Genomic DNA, 18217 nt, shown 5'->3' on the forward strand with positions numbered 1-18217 from the left:
ATACAAATCTCGATAAATCCTCAACCATTCATTTTTGCTAAAGAAAAAGACGAACATAACGTTCGTCTAATTTTGGCAATATGCCGGATTTTAACCTTTTAAAAAGCCTTCGATAATCTTCTCTTCCGCCTCTTCCTCGGTGAGTCCCAAGGTCTTCAGCTTCAGAATCTGTTCGCCGGCGATTTTGCCGATGGCCGCTTCATGAATGAGGGCGGCATCGATGTGCCCGGCGTAAAGCTCGGGGGTCGCACTGACCGTACCATGGCCGACCAGGATTGCATCACACTCCGAATGCCCTGTGCATCGGTTATTCCCACGAATAATCGAACGATACTCCTGATGGGATTCATCCCGAGCCACCGAACGGGAGATGAGGTCCACCCCCGCGTCTTCACCCTGCAAAGCTACCTCAAAATCGGTTTTAGCCGTCTCACTGCCTCCGGTCATGAGCCTCTCATGGATGATCAGTTTGGAACGCGCCGCCAGCAGCGCCCCCGTTTTTCGGACGGTGCTGTCCACACCGCGGATCTGCGTTGTGTCCATCTCCATCACGGCGCCCTCTTCCAGCTCAATTCGGGTTACGGGATCGATTTTCTTGAGGCCCGTCCCCTTGCCGGTGCCGATATGCTTTTCCTTGTACAGCACATGGGCGCCCTTGCCCACGTAAAAGCGATGAATGCCGTTATGCCGCGCCTCCTCCTCGTTGTCCGTGTGCACGCCGCATCCCGCCACAATGGTCACATCCGCGCCATCGGCAATGTAAAAGTCGTTATATACCAGATCGTCAATGTTGCCATGGGTGACGCAGGCCGGGATATATACCGTCTCACCCTGCGCCTCCGGAAGCACATGGATAACCAGCCCCGGTCCATCGGTCTTGTTTTCAATCTTGATATGCTCGGAAGACTGCCGCCCCGCGCATCCGCCATCCTCCCGGATATTGAACGCGCCATCAAAAACGCCCGACCAATCGGAAACCAAACCCAGCAGAGTTTCAGTGATCTTATTCACGGCAGAATACCTCCTTCCTGGGGCATTGGGATGCCACTTCGCCCTCCAGCAGCTCGGGCAGCACCCGATCCCTGGGCCCATCCATCCGCACCTCTCCATCGGCAATGACCACGATTTTATCCGCGATCTCCAAAATTCTCTCCTGGTGAGAAATGATGAGCAGCGCTTCCGAGGTCTGGCCCTTCATCTCCTGGAATACATCAATGAGCCCGGAGAAGCTCCATAGATCGATGCCCGCCTCCGGCTCGTCAAAAATGGCCACCCGGATACCCTGCCGGGCCAGCACCGAAGCAATCTCAATGCGCTTGATTTCACCGCCGGACAGGCTGGCGCTCACCTCACGGTCCATATAATCCCGGGCGCAGAGTCCGACTTGTCCCAAAATCTCACAAAGCCTCGGCTCCTCCAGCGTGCCGCCTGCGGCAAGCTCCAAAAGATCCCGAACCGTGAGTCCCTTAAACCGAACGGGCTGCTGAAAAGCATAGGCGATGCCCTTTTGCGCCCGCTGCGTGATATCAAGGTCCGTAATGTCCTCACCGGCCAACAAAATCCGTCCGGACGTGGGCTTTTCCAGACCCGCAGCCAATTTGGCAAGGGAGGTCTTGCCCCCGCCGTTGGGACCGGTCACCACAGTCAATTTGCCCATGGGCGCCGTCAAATCCACGTTCTTTAAGATGGTCTCTCCCGTTGGCAGCGTCCAGTTGATATGGCTCATGGTTAACATAGTACTTACTCCTTCATTGATCGAACGGCTGTTGACCGCCCGCTGTCTTATACCAGCTTTTTCACCCATCCATCCCGATCTCCGGGCAGATAATCCACAGGAGGAATTTCGATCATGGTATAGCATCCCGGTTCCTGGCGCAAACAAGCCCTGGCGCAGGAAATCATGATCTGAGAGGTCAGCGCCGGATTATTGATACGCATATTGAATTCCACATATTGGTTATGGGTGGCACCGCTGGAACCCTGCCGGACCAGATGCACTCCATGGCCCACATCCTGAACCTCGGCCACATCCTCCACCTCGATCACATGGGTTTCATCATGGACAAAATAGGGATCGGCTTTGATCCTGGCGGCCACATCCTCCAAAGACGCTCCCGGCTCCAGTTCCACGTACACCATGCGCTTATGGATGCCGTCCCCCTGGGGCATGGTCATGGACAGCGCATTTTTAACGCCTTCAATAGCTTTTACCGCCACGGTGTGACCCATACTCATGCCGGGCCCGAAATTGGTGTAGCTAAGGCCTCTTGGCAGCATGGCCATCATCAGTGCGCGCACCACCGAATCGCTTCCCGGATCCCAACCGGCGGAAAGCACCGCAGTCCTGCCGGCCGCCTTCGCCGCCGCATCCAGCCTCTTTTTCGTATCAAGAATATCCGTATGGATATCAAAACTGTCCACCGTATTCATGCCCAGCGCCAGGCAGCGTTTGGCAAACTCCGGTACGCTTCTTGAAGGCACGCAGAGAATCGCTACATCCGCTTCGCCCTTAAAATCCTCCGGCGCGGCTTTGATGGAAACACCCTCAAGCTCTGCCGGCGGCTTGTCCGTTTGAGAAAGACTCCCGCTGGCAAGCCCCGCCAATTCCATATCCTTTGCTTGTCTCAGGGCCTGCAGCGCCATCCTGCCCACGTTGCCATAGCCCACGATAAGTACTTTAATCGGCATGTCAATCGCCTCCTGATCTTTGGTTTCTGCTTCATTATAACCACATTTATCGAGGTGTGTAAAATCAATTTTTGACATAAAAATGGGGCCCAGCAGTTGACAGCTTTATAGATAGGAAACTATAATGAACCAACAAATCAGCAAAGGAGCAAGACGATGCCTGATCAGATCTTACAGATTGCCACCCGAATCAAGGATTTGCGGGAGATTGAGGATGTTTCCGTCGAGACGTTGGCCCAGGAATTCAATATCGATCCGGAAACTTACCGCCAATACGAAAGCGGTCAGATTGATATCCCCATCAGCTTCCTGATTCAGGTTGCCCAGCGCTTCAAGGTTGAATTCACCACCCTGATGACCGGTGACGAGCCTAAACTTCACATTTACAACGTATGCCGCGCTGGCAAGGGTGTACGGGTGGAGCGGCGCAAGGCTTACGACTACAAGAATCTCGCCTACCATATGATCCGCAAAAAATGCGAGCCCTTCTTCGTAACCGTCGATCCAAACAAGGTCAAGGCCTTTAGCTTGGACAGCCATCCTGGTCAGGAATTCGATTATGTGCTGGAAGGCACCATGAAAATCAGGATCCACAACAAGGAGTTGGTCTTGAACGCCGGTGACTCCATCTATTTTGATTCTTCCTACAAGCATGGAATGATGGCTGTTGGCGATAAGATGGTTAAATTCCTCGCCATCGTCCTGTAACATCATTTCGCTTGAAGGGAGCTATAAGTATATGCAGCTTATCGATCGATACGTGAATCGAACGGATTTTAAAGACTACGATGACTTTTATAACAACTATCGTCTGAACGTGCCCGAGCGCTTCAATTTTGCCTACGATATCGTGGACGAGTATGCCCGGATCGAGCCGGACAAGATGGCTATGGTCTGGTGCAACCCAGAGGGCGAAGAACACGCCTTCACCTTTGCTGATATGAAGCGGATGAGCGATAAGGCGGCGAACTTCTTTTTGAGCCTTGGCATCAAAAAGGGCGATATCGTCATGACGCTGCTCAAGCGCCGGTACGAATTTTGGTTCATCATTCTGGCGCTGCACAAGATCGGTGCCGTGATTATTCCCGCCACGCACCAGCTGACCAAGAAGGACCTGGTCTACCGTTTTCAGGCCTCCTCGGCTAAAGCGGTTGTGTCGGTCAATGAGGATTACATCGTGGGCGAGGTGGAAAAAGCCGTTCCCGAATCCCCCACCCTGCAGCATAAAATTTTGGTGAACGGGGAGCGGGAGGGCTGGCTGGATTTTGCCAGCAATGTGGAAAAGGCGAGCGACAACCTTGCCATCCCGGAAGCGGAACTGCCCTGCAACGAGGACATGATGCTCATTTATTTCACGTCCGGCACCTCCGGTTTTCCCAAAATGGCCGCCCACAACTATCTCTACCCCTTCGGCCACATCATCACCGCCAAGTTCTGGCAGCAGGTTGAAGAAAACTGCCTGCACCTGACGGTGGCGGACACCGGCTGGGCCAAATGCGCCTGGGGCAAGATCTACGGTCAGTGGATGTGCGGCGCCTGCCAGTTCGTCTACGATTTTGATAAGTTCGATCCGAAGGATATGTGCGAAATCATTCAAAAGTACAAGCTCGCCTCCTTTTGTGCGCCGCCCACCATCTACCGCTTCCTTATCAAGGAGGATCTGTCAAAGTACGATTTTTCCAGCCTGCGGCATGCGGCGGTGGCCGGCGAGCCCCTCAACCCCGAAGTTTTTGAGCAGTTCAAGCGGGTGACCGGACTGACCATCTATGAAGGTTTCGGACAGACCGAGGAGTCGGTCATGCTCGCCACCTTCCCCTATTTTGAGCCCCGTCCAGGCTCCATGGGCAGGCCTTCCCCCGGTTTCGATGTGGATCTGGTGGGCGACGACCTGCAGCCGGTGGATATCGGTGAAGAGGGCCAGATTGTGGTGCGCACCGATAAACATAAGCCCGAAGGCCTTTTTATGGGTTATTACCGGGACGAGGAGAAAACGAAGGCCGCATGGCACGACGGCATGTATTTCACCGGGGATATGGCCTGGCGGGATGAGGATGGATTCTTCTGGTTTGTGGGCCGGGCGGACGACGTGATCAAAAGCTCCGGCTACCGGATCGGCCCCTTTGAAGTGGAAAGCGCGCTCATGGAACATCCGGCCGTGCTGGAATGCGCCATCACCGGCGCCCCCCATCCGGTGCGGGGCCAGGTGGTCAAAGCCACTGTGGTGCTCGCTCGGGGCTATGCGCCCAGCGATGAGCTCAAACGGGAGCTGCAGGAGCATGTGAAGCATGCCACCGCCCCGTACAAATATCCCCGCATCGTGGAATTCGTGGAGGAGCTTCCCAAGACCATCAGCGGCAAAATCCGACGCGTGCAGCTTCGCCATGAAAGCCAGCATGGAAGACCCCAATAATAACACTTTGAAAACGGAGAATTCATTTCTCCGTTTTTTTATTGACTTTCACCCCTTTTTCCCTGTACACTGATCCCACAAAACTTAGGAGGAAATTCATGCTTGAGATCATCGATTTGACCAAGAAATACGATAGATCCTTGGCCGTGGATCATTTAAACCTGACCGTTGAGTCAGGAGAAATTGGTGTGCTGCTGGGACCCAACGGAGCCGGCAAGAGCACCACCATCAAGTGTATTGCAGGCCTGCTGCGGTTCAAGGGCGAGGTCCGCATCTGCGGATACGGCAATAAGACCCTCGAAGCCAAACGGCGTCTTGGCTATGTGCCGGAGATGCCGGTCATGTATGAATATCTGACGGTACGGGAGCATCTGGAATTCATTGCACGCGCCTATCGTGTCCCCGATTGGGAAAAAAGCGCTGAGGAACTGATGGAGCGCTTTGAACTTCTGGACAAAGCCGGCAAGACTGGCCGCGAGCTATCCAAGGGTATGCAGCAAAAGGTCAGCGTCTGCTGCGCTCTTTTGCCAAAGCCCGAGCTCCTGCTCTTTGATGAGCCCTTGGTGGGACTCGATCCCAAAGCCATCAAGGAAATCAAGACCATTTTTCAGGAACTGAAAGCGGAGGGCCGCACCATTCTGGTCAGCACCCATATCCTGGACACCATGGAGAACTTCTGGGACCGGACCATGATCATGATGAACGGAAAGGTGGCGGCAAGCCGCACCAAGGCTGAGGTGGACGCCCAAAACGAATCCCTGGAGGATCTGTTCTTCGCGATCACCGAGGGCGAGAAGGAGGCGACCCCATGAGCGCCCTAGGCTATCTTGTTCGCCGCAATATCATCAACCGTTTGAAAAATATTTTGCATAAGCCCGGCCTTTTGATCTTCTATATCATTATTATCGGCTGCCTGGTCTTCTCCATGTTTGCCGGTGAAAGCGGTGATATCCATGCCGCCGGCCTTGAAGAGTATCTTGAACCGCTGGCTATGGTGCTGTTCGTCTGGATTGTTCTCTCCTGCCTTAAGGCGGGCACGTCCCGCGGCGCCACACTCTTTTCCATGGCCGACGTAAATCTGCTTTTCACAGCGCCCGTGGACCCCCGGCGCACCCTTCTTTATGGCATTGTACAGCAGATGGGCATGGTCCTCATCACACTGTTTGTCTTTATCTGCCAGATTCCCAACCTCAAGAACTTTTTCGGTCTGCCGGTGGAGCAGTCCATCATCCTGCTTCTCATCGCCACAGTGCTCATCTTCCTCGGGCGGCTTTTAACCATGCTGGTCTACGCCTTTGCGGCGGGCAATTCCAAGCGCATCCGCATCATGAAGGGTCTGTTCTATCTATGTCTGGCGGCAGTGGTGCTTTCCGTTCTTCTGCCCCTTATGGACACGCAGAGCCTCGCTGGAACAGCGCAGGCCTTCTATGATAATCCAGTAATCCGCTGGTTTCCCATTGCCGGATGGTTCGCCCAGACGGCGCTGGGCCTGATGACAGGCACCCTGCCCATCCTGCCTTTGGTGCTGTCCCTCGGCTCCATCGTCCTTGTCATCGCGGGTCTTCTCACCGTTCAGCCGGACTATTTCGAGGACGTGCTGCAAAATAGCGAGTACACTCAAAAGATCAGGGATGCCGCCAAGAGCGGCCAGGTGCAGAGCACCTCCACACGCAAGATCCGCATCAGCCGGGAGGGCATTCACGGCGGATCGGGAGCCGGAGTTTTTCTCCGGATGCACCTCATCAGTCTTCGCCGGAAAGGCTTTTTCCTCTTCGACGGTTTTACCCTGTTCTATATTCTGGTGTCCGTTTGCGCCTACTGGCTTTTTTCTGAAAGCTATTCCATCGCCCTGTCCCTGTTCATGTGCGTGTACCTTTACAGTCTGCTCATGGGCAACGGACCGGCTCTGCAGGAGCTCACCCGCCCCTACATCTATCTGGTCCCGGATACTCCCTGGCGCAAATGCCTTTATCTATCCCTGTCCAACGTCATCAAGTGTATAACCGACGGTATTTTAATCTTTGGACTCACCGCGCTGATCCACGGCATATTCTGGGTGGAAGCCGCCCTGTGCGTAATCGCCTTTGGCACCTTCAGCCTGGTTTCCTCCGCCAACAATCTGCTGGTCTCCCGCATTCTGGCTGACTCCCACAGAAACGGCCTGGTGCTGATGGCCTATTTCCTGTTTGAGATTCTGCTCATTCTGCCGGGTATCCTGGCCTTCATTCTCCTGCCCATGGCACTGCCCGCGCTTGGCGTGTACGGCGGATATGCGGCCATGATCCTCATCAATACGGGCATCGGTTTTCTGGTGCTGTTCCTCTGCCGGGGCATTCTGCACAATATGGAAACCACGTAAGGGGGAAAAATTGTGGGCCATTTGGGGTTTTCCTACGTTGGGCTGATCTATCTATTGCTGCTGTTTATCCCCAACCTCGTCTGGGCCAGACACATGCCGCCCGGCTACTCTGTGCGGGAGGAGAAACGTATCCTAAAAGGCTTTGAAAAGGTCGGTCAGGTGCTGATCACCTCTTGCGCCCTTATCTTCTCCGACTTCAATCTCCGCCCTTTCTCTCCGTGGAGCCTGTGGCTTGTGCTGTCCTTCTTGTCCATGGTGATTTATGAGGCCTGCTGGCTCAGATATTTTAAAAGACCCACGCTTCCAGCCATGTATGCCCCCTTGGGGTTGATTCCCGTGCCGCTCGCAAGCCTGCCGGTCCTCGCCTTTTTGCTGCTGGGCATCTATGGAAAGGTGATATGGCTCGTTCTTGCCGCGCTTATCCTTGGCATTGGACATATCGGTATCCACATCCAGCATTTTCAGACCTTAAAAAGACAATAAAAAAAGCCCTCCTGCGGAGGGCTCCTTTTTTAGCCGTTGGTGATGACCACAGCCACAAATTTCAGCGTTTCCTCGCCCACAGCCTCGATGCTGTGGCCCATGCCGTCGTTGGTCTGCAGGGTGTCCCCCGGCTTCAAAATACATTCCTTTTCATTGTTGTCGTTCACCTTGGCCCGGCCTTCCAGAATGTAGTAAACCTCGGCCTCATTGTTATGCACATGGTAACCGATGCCGGAACCGGGCTCCAGCTCGATCACGCCGAACACACGGCAATGGGGCAGGGATGAGGTTTCCACAATGGTCTTGGTGATGGTCGTGCCGTAGCCGCCCCACTTGTGCTCTGAAGCATCCACCTTGCGGTCCTTGGGCTCAATAATCATGATAAAACGCCTCCTTCCACATTGCGCCGGTACAGAATCTGCAAACCCTTCAGCGTGAGCAGCTTATCCACATGGTCGATCACTTTGGACTCGGAGGCAATGAGCTTTGCCATACCGCCGGTTGCGATGACCTTCACGCCATCCTGCTTCATCTCCGTTTTCATGCGGCCCACGATATAATCCACCTGACCGATGTAGCCGTAGACGATGCCCGCCTGCATGCCGGATATGGTGTTCTTGCAAAGAACACCCGGGGGCTTGATGAGCTCCACTTTGGGCAGCCGGGCGGCGTGTTCATGAAGCGCTTCCAGAGCCACCTTGATACCTGGACAGATGGTCCCGCCCATAAAATCTCCCTTGCCCGATACCGCACCAAAGGTGGTCGCGGTGCCAAAGTCGATGGTGATGCAGGGTCCTCCATACACCTCATAGGCTGCGACAGCATTGCAGATGCGGTCCGCGCCCACCGCCCGCGGCGAATCATAGAGGATATTGATGCCCGTTTTAATGCCGGGCCCCACCACCAGCGGTTCCACCTCAAAAAAGGTTTTAATCATTCGCTCCAATGTATAGTTGAGGGAGGGCACCACTGAGCTTAAAATGGCTCCATCCACATCCTTGGGCCGAAGCCCAAGGAAGCGGAAAAATTCCACCGCCGCCAGTCCATACTCATCGGAGGTCTTGTTCCAGTCCGTCTCCATCCTCCAGGATTTGATGAGCCGGACACCTTCATAGACGCCGATCTTGATGTTGGTGTTCCCTGCGTCAACCGCTAAAAACATCTTATGCCTCCCCCATCGTATCTTTATTGATTCAACTTCTGTAAGGCCTTCACCACAGGAATGGTCACAATCACCGCCACCGCTGCCTCAGGCAGCCCATTGGTGGCTCCCACGGTGGCCAGGGTCCCGATCACCGCGCCCACGGTCATGCCAAATCCTTCAGCAACCTTGTCCGCTCCCAAAAGTATGATGAGTCCGAGAAAAAAGACGGTGTTGGTGAGCGAACCCACCGCTGCCGAGATGCCGATGGACAGTGCTGGCTTCAGTCTTTGGCAGGCCCGATACACCAGCCAAGTGGTCAGCGGAATGAGAAGCCTTGGCAGAAATACGCTGGTGTAAAGCACCAGCGGCTGGTCCAGCAGGGGTACCAGCAGAGCCGGCGGCGCCGTCAGCGCCTTGATGAGGCTGGTGACGCCAAACGCAAGACCCAGAATGAGCCCAGGTTTTAGTCCAAGCACCAGCGTTCCCACCACCACTGGGATACACATGAGGGTGATCTCGATGGCTCCAATGGGGATGTAGCCAAGGGGCGTCAGTCCGAGGATCACCGTCAGTGCGATCATCAGTGCCAAAGTCGTGAGTGTTTTTGCCTTCATTTTCATGTTGATCCCTCCGTTCAAGTTCCTTTTGGATACCTGACGATACCATAAAGATTATCTCAGTCCAGTTCCCTTGCGGGATACCGGCTTTGACCGTTATTGAATGGTGAAGGGCAGCCTCAGCACGGGATCAGCTTCGCTGGCAAGATAGATCCTGACCTCATAACTTCCCGCCGTCCAGCCGTTGACATCGGGTTTCAGCTGGGAGTTGAGGTAGGAATCCTCCTTTACTTCCACCTTGGCCGTGTCAATCGTCTCGTTTTGATCGACGAACACCCATTCAAAGCGCACTTCCGTGGCGTCCTTGATGTGCGTCGCCTCGCAGGTCGCAACAAGGGCCGGCGCGTCCAGCGCATAGCTCTCCACCGAGTCCTGAGGCTTTCCCGTGGAGTCGATGCCCGTGGTCATTGCACCGTTTACCAGCTTCGGCTTCACAAGGCCGCAGCCTGCCAGCGCCGCCATCAGAAAGGCCAGCGTCAAAATCCAGCAAACCCGCCGATTCACGGCCATCACCCCCTTAGGTTTTTTTCATTATATCCCACCAAATCCTATTCCCGCAACCGTTTCCAGCAAAGAAAAACTCCCCGCTTTCGCGGAGAGCTTCATTTCATTCAAATCCTTCAAAGGTTGAGCATGTAGATGGAGTAATTGATCACCGTCGCAAAACCCACCCAGCCCAGATAGGCGTACAGAAGATAGGATGCTGTTCGGTCCACAGCATGGGTCTTTCGGATAAGAATCACGATGGTGATGAAGACCAGCACGATGTCAATCAGCGACAAAAGCGGATTGTGAAGCCGGAAAAAGAGATAATTCCAAATTACATTGAAAAAGCCGTTCAATGCAAAATAGCCATAGAGCTTTTTCCGCTCCGGTTTTCCTGTCAGGCACACGCGGACAAGCGCATAGGCAATGAGCCCGTAGATCACCGCCCAGGCGGCGCCAAAGGCCCAGGGCGGCGGCTGAAATACCGGCTTGATGAGATTGATATACCATTGCGAATGGGTGTCCACCCCCAGCGTGGCGATGCCGGCCAGGGCCAGCACGATGGCGATGGGAAAGACAATGCAGCGGGTTTTCGTTTTCATATTGTCCCTCCAATTGTTTTTGATCCTCTTTAATGTATGCTATAATGGGAGTGCTCATTCACGGGTAAGTATTACCAAGGAGGACATTTCATGCGCATTGTTGCGGTTCCGGATTCTTTTAAAGGCTGCCTTTCCGCAGTGGAGGCGGCGGATGCTATTGAAAAGGGTGCTCGCCTCGCCTGTCCCGATGCTGAGGTCATCAAAGTACCCATGGCCGACGGCGGCGAAGGCACGGTGGATGCCCTTGTTATGGCGGCTGGCGGACGCCGGGTCGCCTGCAGGGCTCTCGATCCTCTGGGACGAGAGATCGAGTCCTTTTACGGATTGATTGACGAGGGAAGGACCGCTGTGATCGAAATGGCCGCGGCGTCCGGCCTTCCCCTGCTCCAAAAGGACGAGCTGAATCCTTTGAAGGCTTCGACCTATGGAACGGGCCAGCTGATTGCACATGCTCTGGATCGCGGGGTGGAGCGCATTATCATCGGCATCGGCGGCAGCGCCACCAATGACGGCGGATTGGGGATGGCCAAAGCCCTTGGCGCGAGGTTCAGCGGTGAGAACGGTGAGGCGGGCGAGGGCGGCGGTGCGCTTGCAGCCGTCACAGCTGTGGACGTCTCCGCTCTTCACCCAAGGCTCCGGGAAGTTGCCATCGAAGCCGCCTGTGACGTAACCAATCCCCTTTGCGGGCCGAAGGGTGCTTCCGCCGTGTTCGGCCCCCAGAAGGGCGCGGATGAGGCCATGATAAAACAGCTGGACGCGGGCCTCGCCCATTATGCCAGCATCTTAAAGCGGGATCTGGGCAGGGATATTGAGAACGTTCCTGGCAGCGGTGCTGCCGGCGGTCTTGGCGGCGGACTCATGGCTTTTTTGAATGCGAGGCTTTTGCCCGGCATCGATATCATCACCGGGGCCGCCGGTCTGGCCGAAAAGATTCAAAGTGCGGACCTGGTCATCACCGGCGAGGGCCGAACCGATGAACAGACCCTCTATGGCAAGGTTCCTTCCGGCGTTGCCAAGCTGGCTCATGGGGTCCCGGTGGTCTGCCTTTCCGGCGGGCTTCTGGAAGGCTACCAAGCATTGTATCAACATGGCGTCACCGCCGTATTCAGTATTGCCCAGCGTCCCGTCACTCTGGAGGAAGCGATGGAGCATTCCGCCGAATGGCTGGCCCAGTGCACACAAGCGATTGTACGCCTTATGAATCGTTAGAAAAGCGCTTTTCACCCCGATTCCATTGTGGTATGCTGTCCCTAGGTCCAATCAAAAGAGGAGGGTTCACTTATGATTACCATTGTAGCCAAGTTCATCATCAAAAAGGAATGCGTTGACGAGTTCAAGAAACTGGCCTGGGAGCTGGTGGTGGGCAGCCGGAACGAAGCCGGCAACGTCTCCTACAATCTTTATCAGGACCGCGCCAACCCGGGAGTTCTGACCTTCATCGAGCAGTGGAAGGATGAGGCGGCCATCGATTTCCACAACGCCACCGAACACTTCACCTCGGCCATTGCGGCCATGGAGCCTTTGGAGGAGGCAGCCCCGGAGATCAATCAATACGACCAGCTGTCCTAAAAAAGCCAAAGGGCCTCTTCGGAGGCCCTTTCCTGTTGACAAAAACCCTAGGTTTGTTACAATAAAGGAAGTTTCATATGCGCGGGGAAAAGCAGGAGTATCCATGGCAGGGCATAAAGCGATCCGGGGAAGGTGCAAGCCCGGAGGCAACGTATGGAGAACGGCGGCTTGGAGCGCAGTCGATCAAAGAGGGCCAAAAGCCAACAAGGGTGGAACCGCGGGAGTGCTCCCGTCCCTTGGGTGGGAGGTTCCTTTTTTATTTTACATTTTCGGGAGGTAGGACAATGGCGGCAAACAATGAAAAATCCATGGAATCCATCATCGCCCTGTGCAAGGGCAGGGGCTTCATCTATGCGGGCAGCGAGATCTACGGCGGGCTCGCCAATTCCTGGGACTACGGTCCTTTGGGCTCCGAGCTTAAAAACAATGTCAAAAAAGCCTGGCATAAGAAATTCGTACAGGAGTCTCCCTACAACGTGGCAATCGATGCGGCGATTCTGATGAATCCCCGCACCTGGGAGGCGTCCGGTCATATCGGCGGATTCTCCGATCCTCTCATGGACTGCAAGGAATGCAAGACCCGCCACCGGGCCGATAAGCTTATCGAGGATTATCAGATGGCCCAGGGTGAGGAGGCCAACACCAACGGCTGGGACAAGGACCGGATGGAAGCTTATATCGAGGAAGTGCAGCTCCCCTGCCCAAGCTGCGGCAAACACAACTTCACGCCCATCCGTCAGTTTAATCTCATGTTCAAGACGTTCCAGGGTGTGACCGAGGACACCGCCTCCACCATCTATCTGCGTCCTGAGACGGCTCAGGGGATCTTTGTCAACTTCAAAAACGTGCAGCGCACCACCCGCAAGCGGGTTCCCTTTGGCATCGCCCAGATCGGAAAATCCTTCCGCAACGAGATCACCCCCGGCAACTTCATCTTCCGCACCCGGGAGTTTGAACAGATGGAGCTGGAATTTTTCTGCAAGCCCGGCGAGGATCTGGAATGGTTCCACTACTGGAAGGATTTCTGCTTTAACTGGCTGAAGAGCCTTGGCGTGAAGGAAGATCATCTGCGGCTCAGGGATCATGCCAAGGAGGAGCTGTCCCACTACAGCAAAGCCACCACCGATATCGAGTTCCTGTTCCCCTTCGGCTGGGGCGAACTTTGGGGCATAGCTGACCGCACGGATTTTGATCTCAAACAGCATATGACCTTCAGCGGCGAGAGCCTGGAATACATGGATCCCACCACCAACGAGCGATATGTTCCTTACTGCATCGAGCCCTCCCTGGGTGCCGACCGCGTACTGCTGGCTTTCCTCAGTGACGCCTATGAGGAGGAACCGTTGGAGGGCGGCGACACCCGTACGGTGCTTCACCTTCACCCCTACCTTGCGCCCATCAAGGTCGCCGTGCTTCCCCTGCAAAAGAAGCTGGGCGAGAAGGGCCGAGAGGTCTTTGCCATGCTGGCCAAGGAATTCCGGGTGGATTACGACGAGACGGGCAGCATCGGCAAGCGTTACCGCCGTCAGGACGAGATTGGAACGCCCTACTGCGTCACCGTGGACTTCGAAACGCTGGAAGAGGGCACCGTCACCATTCGGGAACGGGATACCATGCAGCAGATCCGCGTACCCCTTGAAGGGTTGACCGATTATTTCCGCGAGCATTTGGCATTCTAAATGGATAAATAAAAAGGCGGCCTCTAGGCCGCCTTTCTTTATGCATCCTGCTGATGGTACTGGCTTCGGTTCTCGCCGTCAGTCCACAGCCTTTCAAGATCATAGAACTGCCGCTCCTCCGTATGGAACAGATGAACGATAATGCTGCCGTAGTCCATGACGATCCACCGGCCGCCCTCGTAGCCATCCTTGCGGAAAACAGGCATACCCGCCTCATCCATGGCGTTTTCAAGCTCATCGCACAGGGCTTTCACCTGCAGCGTCGACCTTCCCGAAGCGATCACGAAATAATCCGCGATTATGGTCAGCTTGCCAATTTCAATGGTCTCAATGTCCAGCGCCTTCTTGTCATCCAGCACTTCACAGATCTTATCCACCCACTGTTTGATATTCTCCATCGGTTACCTCCTCACGATTTCGTTGTAAGCCTCCAGCACCCTGGGGTGTATGGGGGCATTTTTTTCAAATAAATAGTCCACTGTTTGCCGGATCGCTGCCAGCACCACGAGGTTGAGTCCCTCCTCCGCCTTGGCCCGAAGGGCCTCCACGCCGGGATAGTCCCGGCCCGGCTCCAAATAATCGGCCACAAAAATGATCTTGTCGAGGGTCGACATTCCCGCCTTGCCCACGGTGTGGCATTCGATGGCCTCAAGAATTTCCGGATCCGTGATTTCAAGATCCCTCCGCACCATCGCCGCCGCCACGTAACCATGAAGGATATCCGGGGATGCCGTTTCCACAGCGTCCGGCGTTCGTCCCGCCTCCCGTGCGGCGGAAAGATAGCTTTCCTTCGGAAGGCCCTTCGCCGCGTCATGGAGCAGTCCCGCGGCATAGGCTTTATTCTCATCGGCGCCGTAACGCTTTGCAAGCAGTACGGCGGTTTCCGCCACCCCAATGCTGTGCTTGAGCCGTTTTGGCTTCAGCCGCGCCTTTAGGTATTCCATCCATTCAGCCTTCATGGCTTCCGTAATCTTCAACGATACAGCCCCCAACGGTCAATATAATCGGCGACGGGTTTGGGCAGGAGTCCCGCAAGGCTCTCCCGGCGCTTCAGCGCTTCACGCACCTTGGTGGAGGAAACGTCGATCTCCGGAAGATCCAGCAGCGTCAGCCCCACCCCTTCTTCCTGAAGTTCCTCCATCCGGGCCGTCAGCTTTTCTCTGGCTTCCCCCGGACGGCAAACCACCAAAAACTGGGTCAGCCTCATCGCCTCATGGGCATTCTTCCAGGTGGTCATCTGAAAGACCGTATCGGCACCCACGATGTAATAAAAAGTATATGCGGGGTACCTCTCTTTGAGTTCCTGAAGGGTATCCACCGTATAGGTGACGCCGCCCCGGTCGAGCTCCACTGTGCACACCTTAAAATGCGCTTCATCCCGGATGGCCGCCTCGATCATGGCCGCCCGGTGCCGGCCCTCCACCACCTCGTAGGTGGGTTTGTGCGGCGGAATATTGAGTGGCAGAAACCAAACCTCATCCACAACTTTGAGGGCTCCCTTGGCCATATGAAGATGGCCCATATGCACCGGATTGAAGGTGCCCCCGAGAAGTCCCACTTTATGGTCCCTGTTGCTCTGCAATGCCAGCCCATCTTTCCTGGTTTTTTTATATTATAAACCAAATTGACCGAAAGAAAAAGGGCTTGGTCCGTATATCCCGCCGGAAGGCCGTCCAAAATGGGAAAAGGAGGTGCACCATGCCAAGCCCCGATCCCTTTGAACTGTATAACCGCCTGCTTCGCTCCAAGCAGTCCCGCTTTGCCCGGGTCCTAGATTTGATCGGAAGCCGCCTTTTTCTTTGGGCGATCACGGCGCTGATTCTTTACAGCCGCCTGGGAAAGCTGCTGCCTTCCTTTTTGCTTGCCTTGCTGTGGACGGCCTTGATCAGCTGGCTCATCCATTTCATTAAAGTGCGTCAGCGAAAGAATCAGTTTGAAAAATTCATCAAAGCCGAATCGGAAAAGTATTTTTTGGATGAAATTCTGCTGCTCTCCCCCAAGGCATTGCTGCACCGTCTCCAGCGGGATCTCACGGAGATGAAAACCTTCGATTCCCTCGAGGAGCGGGATCATCATCTTTTCGCCGTGAAGAACGGCAAAACTTATGCCGTCATGTTTCTGCCCGCATCCGCCTCCCGGCCGGTGGATGAACGGGATATTCTTTCCTCCTACCGCAAGGCCAAATCCCTCGGTGTCAAGGAACTTGTCATTTACACCACCGGTACCTTCCACGAGGACGCAAAGCGCATCCGCACCCTCATCAAGGATATTTCCGTTCACTTTCGGGACGGCGGGGTACTGCTTCAAATCATGGGCCTCGCGGAAGAATCGCTGCCTGAAAGTGCTCTTATTGAGCTTTTGGAGGATAAGCTGCACGCCGTCGAGGTCCATCCCCCGGAACAATTGCCCTGGACTCAGCCCAAGGCCATAAAGCGCATGCTCGTTTTCGGGGGCGTACTCATGCTTCTATCCTTTTATGTCCCCTATGGGACCTATTACCGTGTCGTGGGCCTTTTGCTTCTTGGCCTCGGCGCCTTCGGGCTTTTCAAAGGCTTTGTGGCCGAAGCGACCTTATCCAAAAAAAGTCTTTGATGATCTTTGGATTTTCTATAGAGCACAAATCGACTACCGATCACTTGAACGGGTTCAGCGCCCACAGCATCGCACAGCTCGTCGCACACCTCACGGGCGGATACGTCGCTGGACTGAAGCACAGTGCCCTTAATGAGTTCTCGCGCCTCCAGCGCGTCATCCACCTGCCGGACCATGTTTTCGCCGATACCTCCCTTGCCCACATGCACGATGGGCTCCAGGTCATTGGCCAGACCTCGCAAATAGCTTCTTTCCTTACTTGTCAAATAATCCCCTCATTCCATAAAATCAAATTCCAGTTCATCTACGCGAACCGAATCGCCATCCTTGGCTCCGGCTTTTCGCAAAGCGTCGATCACGCCCCGCTGAATCAGCACTCGCTGGAAATAGCGGAGAGACTCGCTGTCTTCAAAATTCACCCGCCGCATGAGCGCTTCCGCCAATGGGCCCTCCACAATATAGGTTCCGGCAGAATCACGGTTGATCTCATAGGCCCTTTGGTCCACCTTAGCTTCCAGCAGGTCCTCCGCCTCGGCAAAGCTTTCCTCGTCCACGGGGATCTCTCGGAGCATCCGCACCGCTGCCCACATCAGTTCGTTCACGCCCGCGCCGGTAGCTGCAGAAATGGCATAAACCGGCACATCCTCAGGCTCCAGCTTTTCCTTTAGCCGCTTCAAATTCTCTTCACTGTCCGGAAGATCCGTCTTGTTGGCCGCAACAATCTTGGGCCGTGCCGCCAGCTTTTCACTGTATTCCCGAAGCTCACTCATGATCTGGTCGTAATCCTCCAGCGGATCCCGGCCCTCGCATCCGGAAATATCCAGAACATGGATCAACATACGGGTGCGCTCCACATGGCGCAGAAAATCATGCCCCAGGCCCGCTCCTTCCGCGGCTCCCTCGATAAGCCCCGGGATATCCGCCATGACGAAGCTTTCATGGCCCTCCAAGCTCACCACACCAAGATTGGGGGTCAGCGTGGTGAAATGATAGTTGGCAATCTTGGGCCGTGCCTTGGTGGTTCGGGAAAGCAACGTGGATTTTCCCACATTGGGGAAGCCTACAAGGCCCACGTCAGCGATACTCTTGAGCTCCAGCTCCACCCTGCGTTCCCCCACCTTCTCACCTTCCTGGGCAAATCTAGGAGCCTGCCGGGTGGCGGTAGCAAACCTGGCGTTGCCTCTGCCGCCCTTACCGCCCACCATCACCACGCGGCGCTTGCCGTCCTCGTTCATGTCGGCCAGGATCCTCCCCGACTCATCCCTTACCAGCGTGCCCACCGGCACCTCCACAATAAGATCAAGACCGTTTTTTCCTGTGCGGTTGTCACTTTTGCCGTCTTCGCCGTTTCCAGCAGTAAACTTTCTCTTATACCGAAAATCCATCAGCGTGCGCAGGTGATCGGAGGCCACAAAGACCACGTCGCCCCCCTTGCCACCGTCCCCGCCGTCGGGTCCGCCGTTTGCAACATATTTCTCCCGGTGAAAGCTCACGCAGCCGTTGCCGCCGTTGCCCGCCTTGATGGTAATATCAGCGCGATCTACAAACATGTTAACTCCATTTCCAGCCCCATTCCGCGGCTTTTCCT

General features: G+C 55.1%; 22 protein-coding genes. 9 read left to right on the top strand and 13 right to left on the bottom strand.

Features of this window, described 5'->3' with window-relative positions:
* Nucleotides 1-90 precede the first annotated feature (90 nt).
* The 3 genes from H8696_RS11020 to H8696_RS11030 are packed head-to-tail and all read right to left on the bottom strand — an operon-like array spanning nucleotide 91 to nucleotide 2688.
* A complete protein-coding gene (locus tag H8696_RS11020; RefSeq protein ID WP_249317489.1) occupies nucleotides 91-1011 on the bottom strand; it encodes a SufB/SufD family protein in 921 nt (306 codons plus the stop codon).
* Entirely contained in the window at nucleotides 1004-1735 is a 732-nt protein-coding gene (locus H8696_RS11025; protein WP_249317491.1) for an ATP-binding cassette domain-containing protein, read from the bottom strand. The genes H8696_RS11020 and H8696_RS11025 overlap by 8 nt, the downstream gene beginning before the upstream one ends.
* A gap of 47 nt (nucleotides 1736-1782) precedes the next feature.
* Nucleotides 1783-2688, bottom strand: coding sequence for a diaminopimelate dehydrogenase (locus H8696_RS11030; RefSeq protein WP_249317493.1), 906 nt, complete (start codon nucleotides 2686-2688; stop codon nucleotides 1783-1785).
* A gap of 156 nt (nucleotides 2689-2844) precedes the next feature.
* Between H8696_RS11030 and H8696_RS11035 the strand changes: the two genes are divergently transcribed.
* The 5 genes from H8696_RS11035 to H8696_RS11055 all read left to right on the top strand — a co-directional run bounded on the left by H8696_RS11035 (nucleotide 2845) and on the right by H8696_RS11055 (nucleotide 7940).
* Nucleotides 2845-3396, top strand: coding sequence for a helix-turn-helix domain-containing protein (locus H8696_RS11035; protein ID WP_249317495.1), 552 nt, complete (start codon nucleotides 2845-2847; stop codon nucleotides 3394-3396).
* A gap of 31 nt (nucleotides 3397-3427) precedes the next feature.
* Nucleotides 3428-5098 carry an AMP-binding protein gene (locus tag H8696_RS11040; RefSeq protein WP_249317497.1) on the top strand — a complete coding sequence of 557 codons (1671 nt, stop codon included), beginning with the start codon at nucleotides 3428-3430 and terminating at the stop codon, nucleotides 5096-5098.
* Between the two features lie 98 nt (nucleotides 5099-5196).
* A complete protein-coding gene (locus H8696_RS11045) occupies nucleotides 5197-5910 on the top strand; it encodes an ABC transporter ATP-binding protein (RefSeq protein WP_249317499.1) in 714 nt (237 codons plus the stop codon).
* On the top strand, nucleotides 5907-7457 hold the full coding sequence (locus tag H8696_RS11050; RefSeq protein ID WP_249317501.1) for a putative ABC exporter domain-containing protein: 1551 nt from the start codon (nucleotides 5907-5909) through the stop codon (nucleotides 7455-7457). The genes H8696_RS11045 and H8696_RS11050 overlap by 4 nt, the downstream gene beginning before the upstream one ends.
* A gap of 12 nt (nucleotides 7458-7469) precedes the next feature.
* Nucleotides 7470-7940 (top strand): hypothetical protein, encoded by a 471-nt coding sequence (locus tag H8696_RS11055; RefSeq protein ID WP_249317502.1) that lies wholly within the window; start codon nucleotides 7470-7472, stop codon nucleotides 7938-7940.
* A gap of 29 nt (nucleotides 7941-7969) precedes the next feature.
* Here the strand turns inward: H8696_RS11055 and H8696_RS11060 are convergent, their stop codons facing one another.
* From H8696_RS11060 to H8696_RS11080, 5 genes are all read right to left on the bottom strand, one after another.
* A complete protein-coding gene (locus H8696_RS11060) occupies nucleotides 7970-8320 on the bottom strand; it encodes a cupin domain-containing protein (protein ID WP_249317503.1) in 351 nt (116 codons plus the stop codon).
* A complete protein-coding gene (locus H8696_RS11065) occupies nucleotides 8317-9102 on the bottom strand; it encodes a type III pantothenate kinase (RefSeq protein WP_249317504.1) in 786 nt (261 codons plus the stop codon). Before H8696_RS11065 ends, H8696_RS11060 begins: the two co-directional genes overlap by 4 nt.
* Nucleotides 9103-9125: 23 nt before the next feature.
* Nucleotides 9126-9704 carry an ECF transporter S component gene (locus H8696_RS11070; RefSeq protein WP_249317505.1) on the bottom strand — a complete coding sequence of 193 codons (579 nt, stop codon included), beginning with the start codon at nucleotides 9702-9704 and terminating at the stop codon, nucleotides 9126-9128.
* 93 nt (nucleotides 9705-9797) lie between these two features.
* Nucleotides 9798-10205, bottom strand: coding sequence for a hypothetical protein (locus H8696_RS11075; RefSeq protein WP_249317506.1), 408 nt, complete (start codon nucleotides 10203-10205; stop codon nucleotides 9798-9800).
* A gap of 116 nt (nucleotides 10206-10321) precedes the next feature.
* Nucleotides 10322-10789: a TspO/MBR family protein gene (locus tag H8696_RS11080; protein ID WP_249317507.1), complete on the bottom strand. Its 468-nt coding sequence runs from the start codon at nucleotides 10787-10789 to the stop codon at nucleotides 10322-10324.
* Nucleotides 10790-10879: 90 nt separating this feature from the next.
* Here H8696_RS11080 and H8696_RS11085 point away from each other — a divergent pair, with 90 nt between their 5' ends.
* From H8696_RS11085 to H8696_RS11095, 3 genes are all read left to right on the top strand, one after another.
* Entirely contained in the window at nucleotides 10880-11998 is a 1119-nt protein-coding gene (locus H8696_RS11085) for a glycerate kinase (protein ID WP_249317508.1), read from the top strand.
* A 72-nt stretch (nucleotides 11999-12070) separates the two neighbouring features.
* The gene (locus H8696_RS11090) at nucleotides 12071-12358 is read left to right on the top strand and encodes a putative quinol monooxygenase (RefSeq protein WP_249317509.1); all 288 of its coding nucleotides are present in this window, start codon (nucleotides 12071-12073) and stop codon (nucleotides 12356-12358) included.
* A gap of 284 nt (nucleotides 12359-12642) precedes the next feature.
* A complete protein-coding gene (locus tag H8696_RS11095; protein ID WP_249317510.1) occupies nucleotides 12643-14037 on the top strand; it encodes a glycine--tRNA ligase in 1395 nt (464 codons plus the stop codon).
* A gap of 38 nt (nucleotides 14038-14075) precedes the next feature.
* On the opposite strand, the gene rsfS is transcribed toward H8696_RS11095, so the two are convergent.
* The 3 genes from rsfS to nadD are packed head-to-tail and all read right to left on the bottom strand — an operon-like array spanning nucleotide 14076 to nucleotide 15619.
* Nucleotides 14076-14435, bottom strand: coding sequence for a ribosome silencing factor (gene rsfS / locus H8696_RS11100; RefSeq protein WP_249317511.1), 360 nt, complete (start codon nucleotides 14433-14435; stop codon nucleotides 14076-14078).
* Nucleotides 14436-14438: 3 nt separating this feature from the next.
* The gene (gene yqeK / locus H8696_RS11105) at nucleotides 14439-15014 is read right to left on the bottom strand and encodes a bis(5'-nucleosyl)-tetraphosphatase (symmetrical) YqeK (RefSeq protein WP_249317512.1); all 576 of its coding nucleotides are present in this window, start codon (nucleotides 15012-15014) and stop codon (nucleotides 14439-14441) included.
* The gene (nadD, locus tag H8696_RS11110) at nucleotides 15011-15619 is read right to left on the bottom strand and encodes a nicotinate-nucleotide adenylyltransferase (protein WP_249317513.1); all 609 of its coding nucleotides are present in this window, start codon (nucleotides 15617-15619) and stop codon (nucleotides 15011-15013) included. The genes yqeK and nadD overlap by 4 nt, the downstream gene beginning before the upstream one ends.
* A 116-nt stretch (nucleotides 15620-15735) precedes the next feature.
* Here nadD and H8696_RS11115 point away from each other — a divergent pair, with 116 nt between their 5' ends.
* Nucleotides 15736-16629 carry a hypothetical protein gene (locus tag H8696_RS11115; protein WP_249317514.1) on the top strand — a complete coding sequence of 298 codons (894 nt, stop codon included), beginning with the start codon at nucleotides 15736-15738 and terminating at the stop codon, nucleotides 16627-16629.
* Here the strand turns inward: H8696_RS11115 and yhbY are convergent.
* Nucleotides 16533-16895 carry a ribosome assembly RNA-binding protein YhbY gene (yhbY, locus tag H8696_RS11120; RefSeq protein WP_249317515.1) on the bottom strand — a complete coding sequence of 121 codons (363 nt, stop codon included), beginning with the start codon at nucleotides 16893-16895 and terminating at the stop codon, nucleotides 16533-16535. The genes H8696_RS11115 and yhbY overlap by 97 nt on opposite strands.
* Nucleotides 16896-16904: 9 nt before the next feature.
* Nucleotides 16905-18179, bottom strand: coding sequence for a GTPase ObgE (gene obgE, locus H8696_RS11125; RefSeq protein ID WP_249317516.1), 1275 nt, complete (start codon nucleotides 18177-18179; stop codon nucleotides 16905-16907).
* Nucleotides 18180-18217 lie beyond the last annotated feature (38 nt).

Origin of the sequence: Gehongia tenuis (assembly GCF_014384795.1) — a bacterium.
Lineage (GTDB): Bacteria > Bacillota > Clostridia > Christensenellales > NSJ-53 > Gehongia > Gehongia tenuis.

What these genes read in the sequence shown, in the direction of transcription:
- H8696_RS11025 (WP_249317491.1), bottom strand. Translation starts at nt 1,735, where the DNA reads ATGTTAACCATGAGCCATATCAACTGGACGCTGCCAACGGGAGAGACC.
- H8696_RS11030 (WP_249317493.1), bottom strand. Translation starts at nt 2,688, where the DNA reads ATGCCGATTAAAGTACTTATCGTGGGCTATGGCAACGTGGGCAGGATG.
- H8696_RS11035 (WP_249317495.1), top strand. Translation starts at nt 2,845, where the DNA reads ATGCCTGATCAGATCTTACAGATTGCCACCCGAATCAAGGATTTGCGG.
- H8696_RS11040 (WP_249317497.1), top strand. Translation starts at nt 3,428, where the DNA reads ATGCAGCTTATCGATCGATACGTGAATCGAACGGATTTTAAAGACTAC.
- H8696_RS11045 (WP_249317499.1), top strand. Translation starts at nt 5,197, where the DNA reads ATGCTTGAGATCATCGATTTGACCAAGAAATACGATAGATCCTTGGCC.
- H8696_RS11050 (WP_249317501.1), top strand. Translation starts at nt 5,907, where the DNA reads ATGAGCGCCCTAGGCTATCTTGTTCGCCGCAATATCATCAACCGTTTG.
- H8696_RS11060 (WP_249317503.1), bottom strand. Translation starts at nt 8,320, where the DNA reads ATGATTATTGAGCCCAAGGACCGCAAGGTGGATGCTTCAGAGCACAAG.
- H8696_RS11065 (WP_249317504.1), bottom strand. Translation starts at nt 9,102, where the DNA reads ATGTTTTTAGCGGTTGACGCAGGGAACACCAACATCAAGATCGGCGTC.
- H8696_RS11070 (WP_249317505.1), bottom strand. Translation starts at nt 9,704, where the DNA reads ATGAAAATGAAGGCAAAAACACTCACGACTTTGGCACTGATGATCGCA.
- H8696_RS11080 (WP_249317507.1), bottom strand. Translation starts at nt 10,789, where the DNA reads ATGAAAACGAAAACCCGCTGCATTGTCTTTCCCATCGCCATCGTGCTG.
- H8696_RS11085 (WP_249317508.1), top strand. Translation starts at nt 10,880, where the DNA reads ATGCGCATTGTTGCGGTTCCGGATTCTTTTAAAGGCTGCCTTTCCGCA.
- H8696_RS11090 (WP_249317509.1), top strand. Translation starts at nt 12,071, where the DNA reads ATGATTACCATTGTAGCCAAGTTCATCATCAAAAAGGAATGCGTTGAC.
- H8696_RS11095 (WP_249317510.1), top strand. Translation starts at nt 12,643, where the DNA reads ATGGCGGCAAACAATGAAAAATCCATGGAATCCATCATCGCCCTGTGC.
- rsfS (WP_249317511.1), bottom strand. Translation starts at nt 14,435, where the DNA reads ATGGAGAATATCAAACAGTGGGTGGATAAGATCTGTGAAGTGCTGGAT.
- H8696_RS11115 (WP_249317514.1), top strand. Translation starts at nt 15,736, where the DNA reads ATGCCAAGCCCCGATCCCTTTGAACTGTATAACCGCCTGCTTCGCTCC.
- obgE (WP_249317516.1), bottom strand. Translation starts at nt 18,179, where the DNA reads ATGTTTGTAGATCGCGCTGATATTACCATCAAGGCGGGCAACGGCGGC.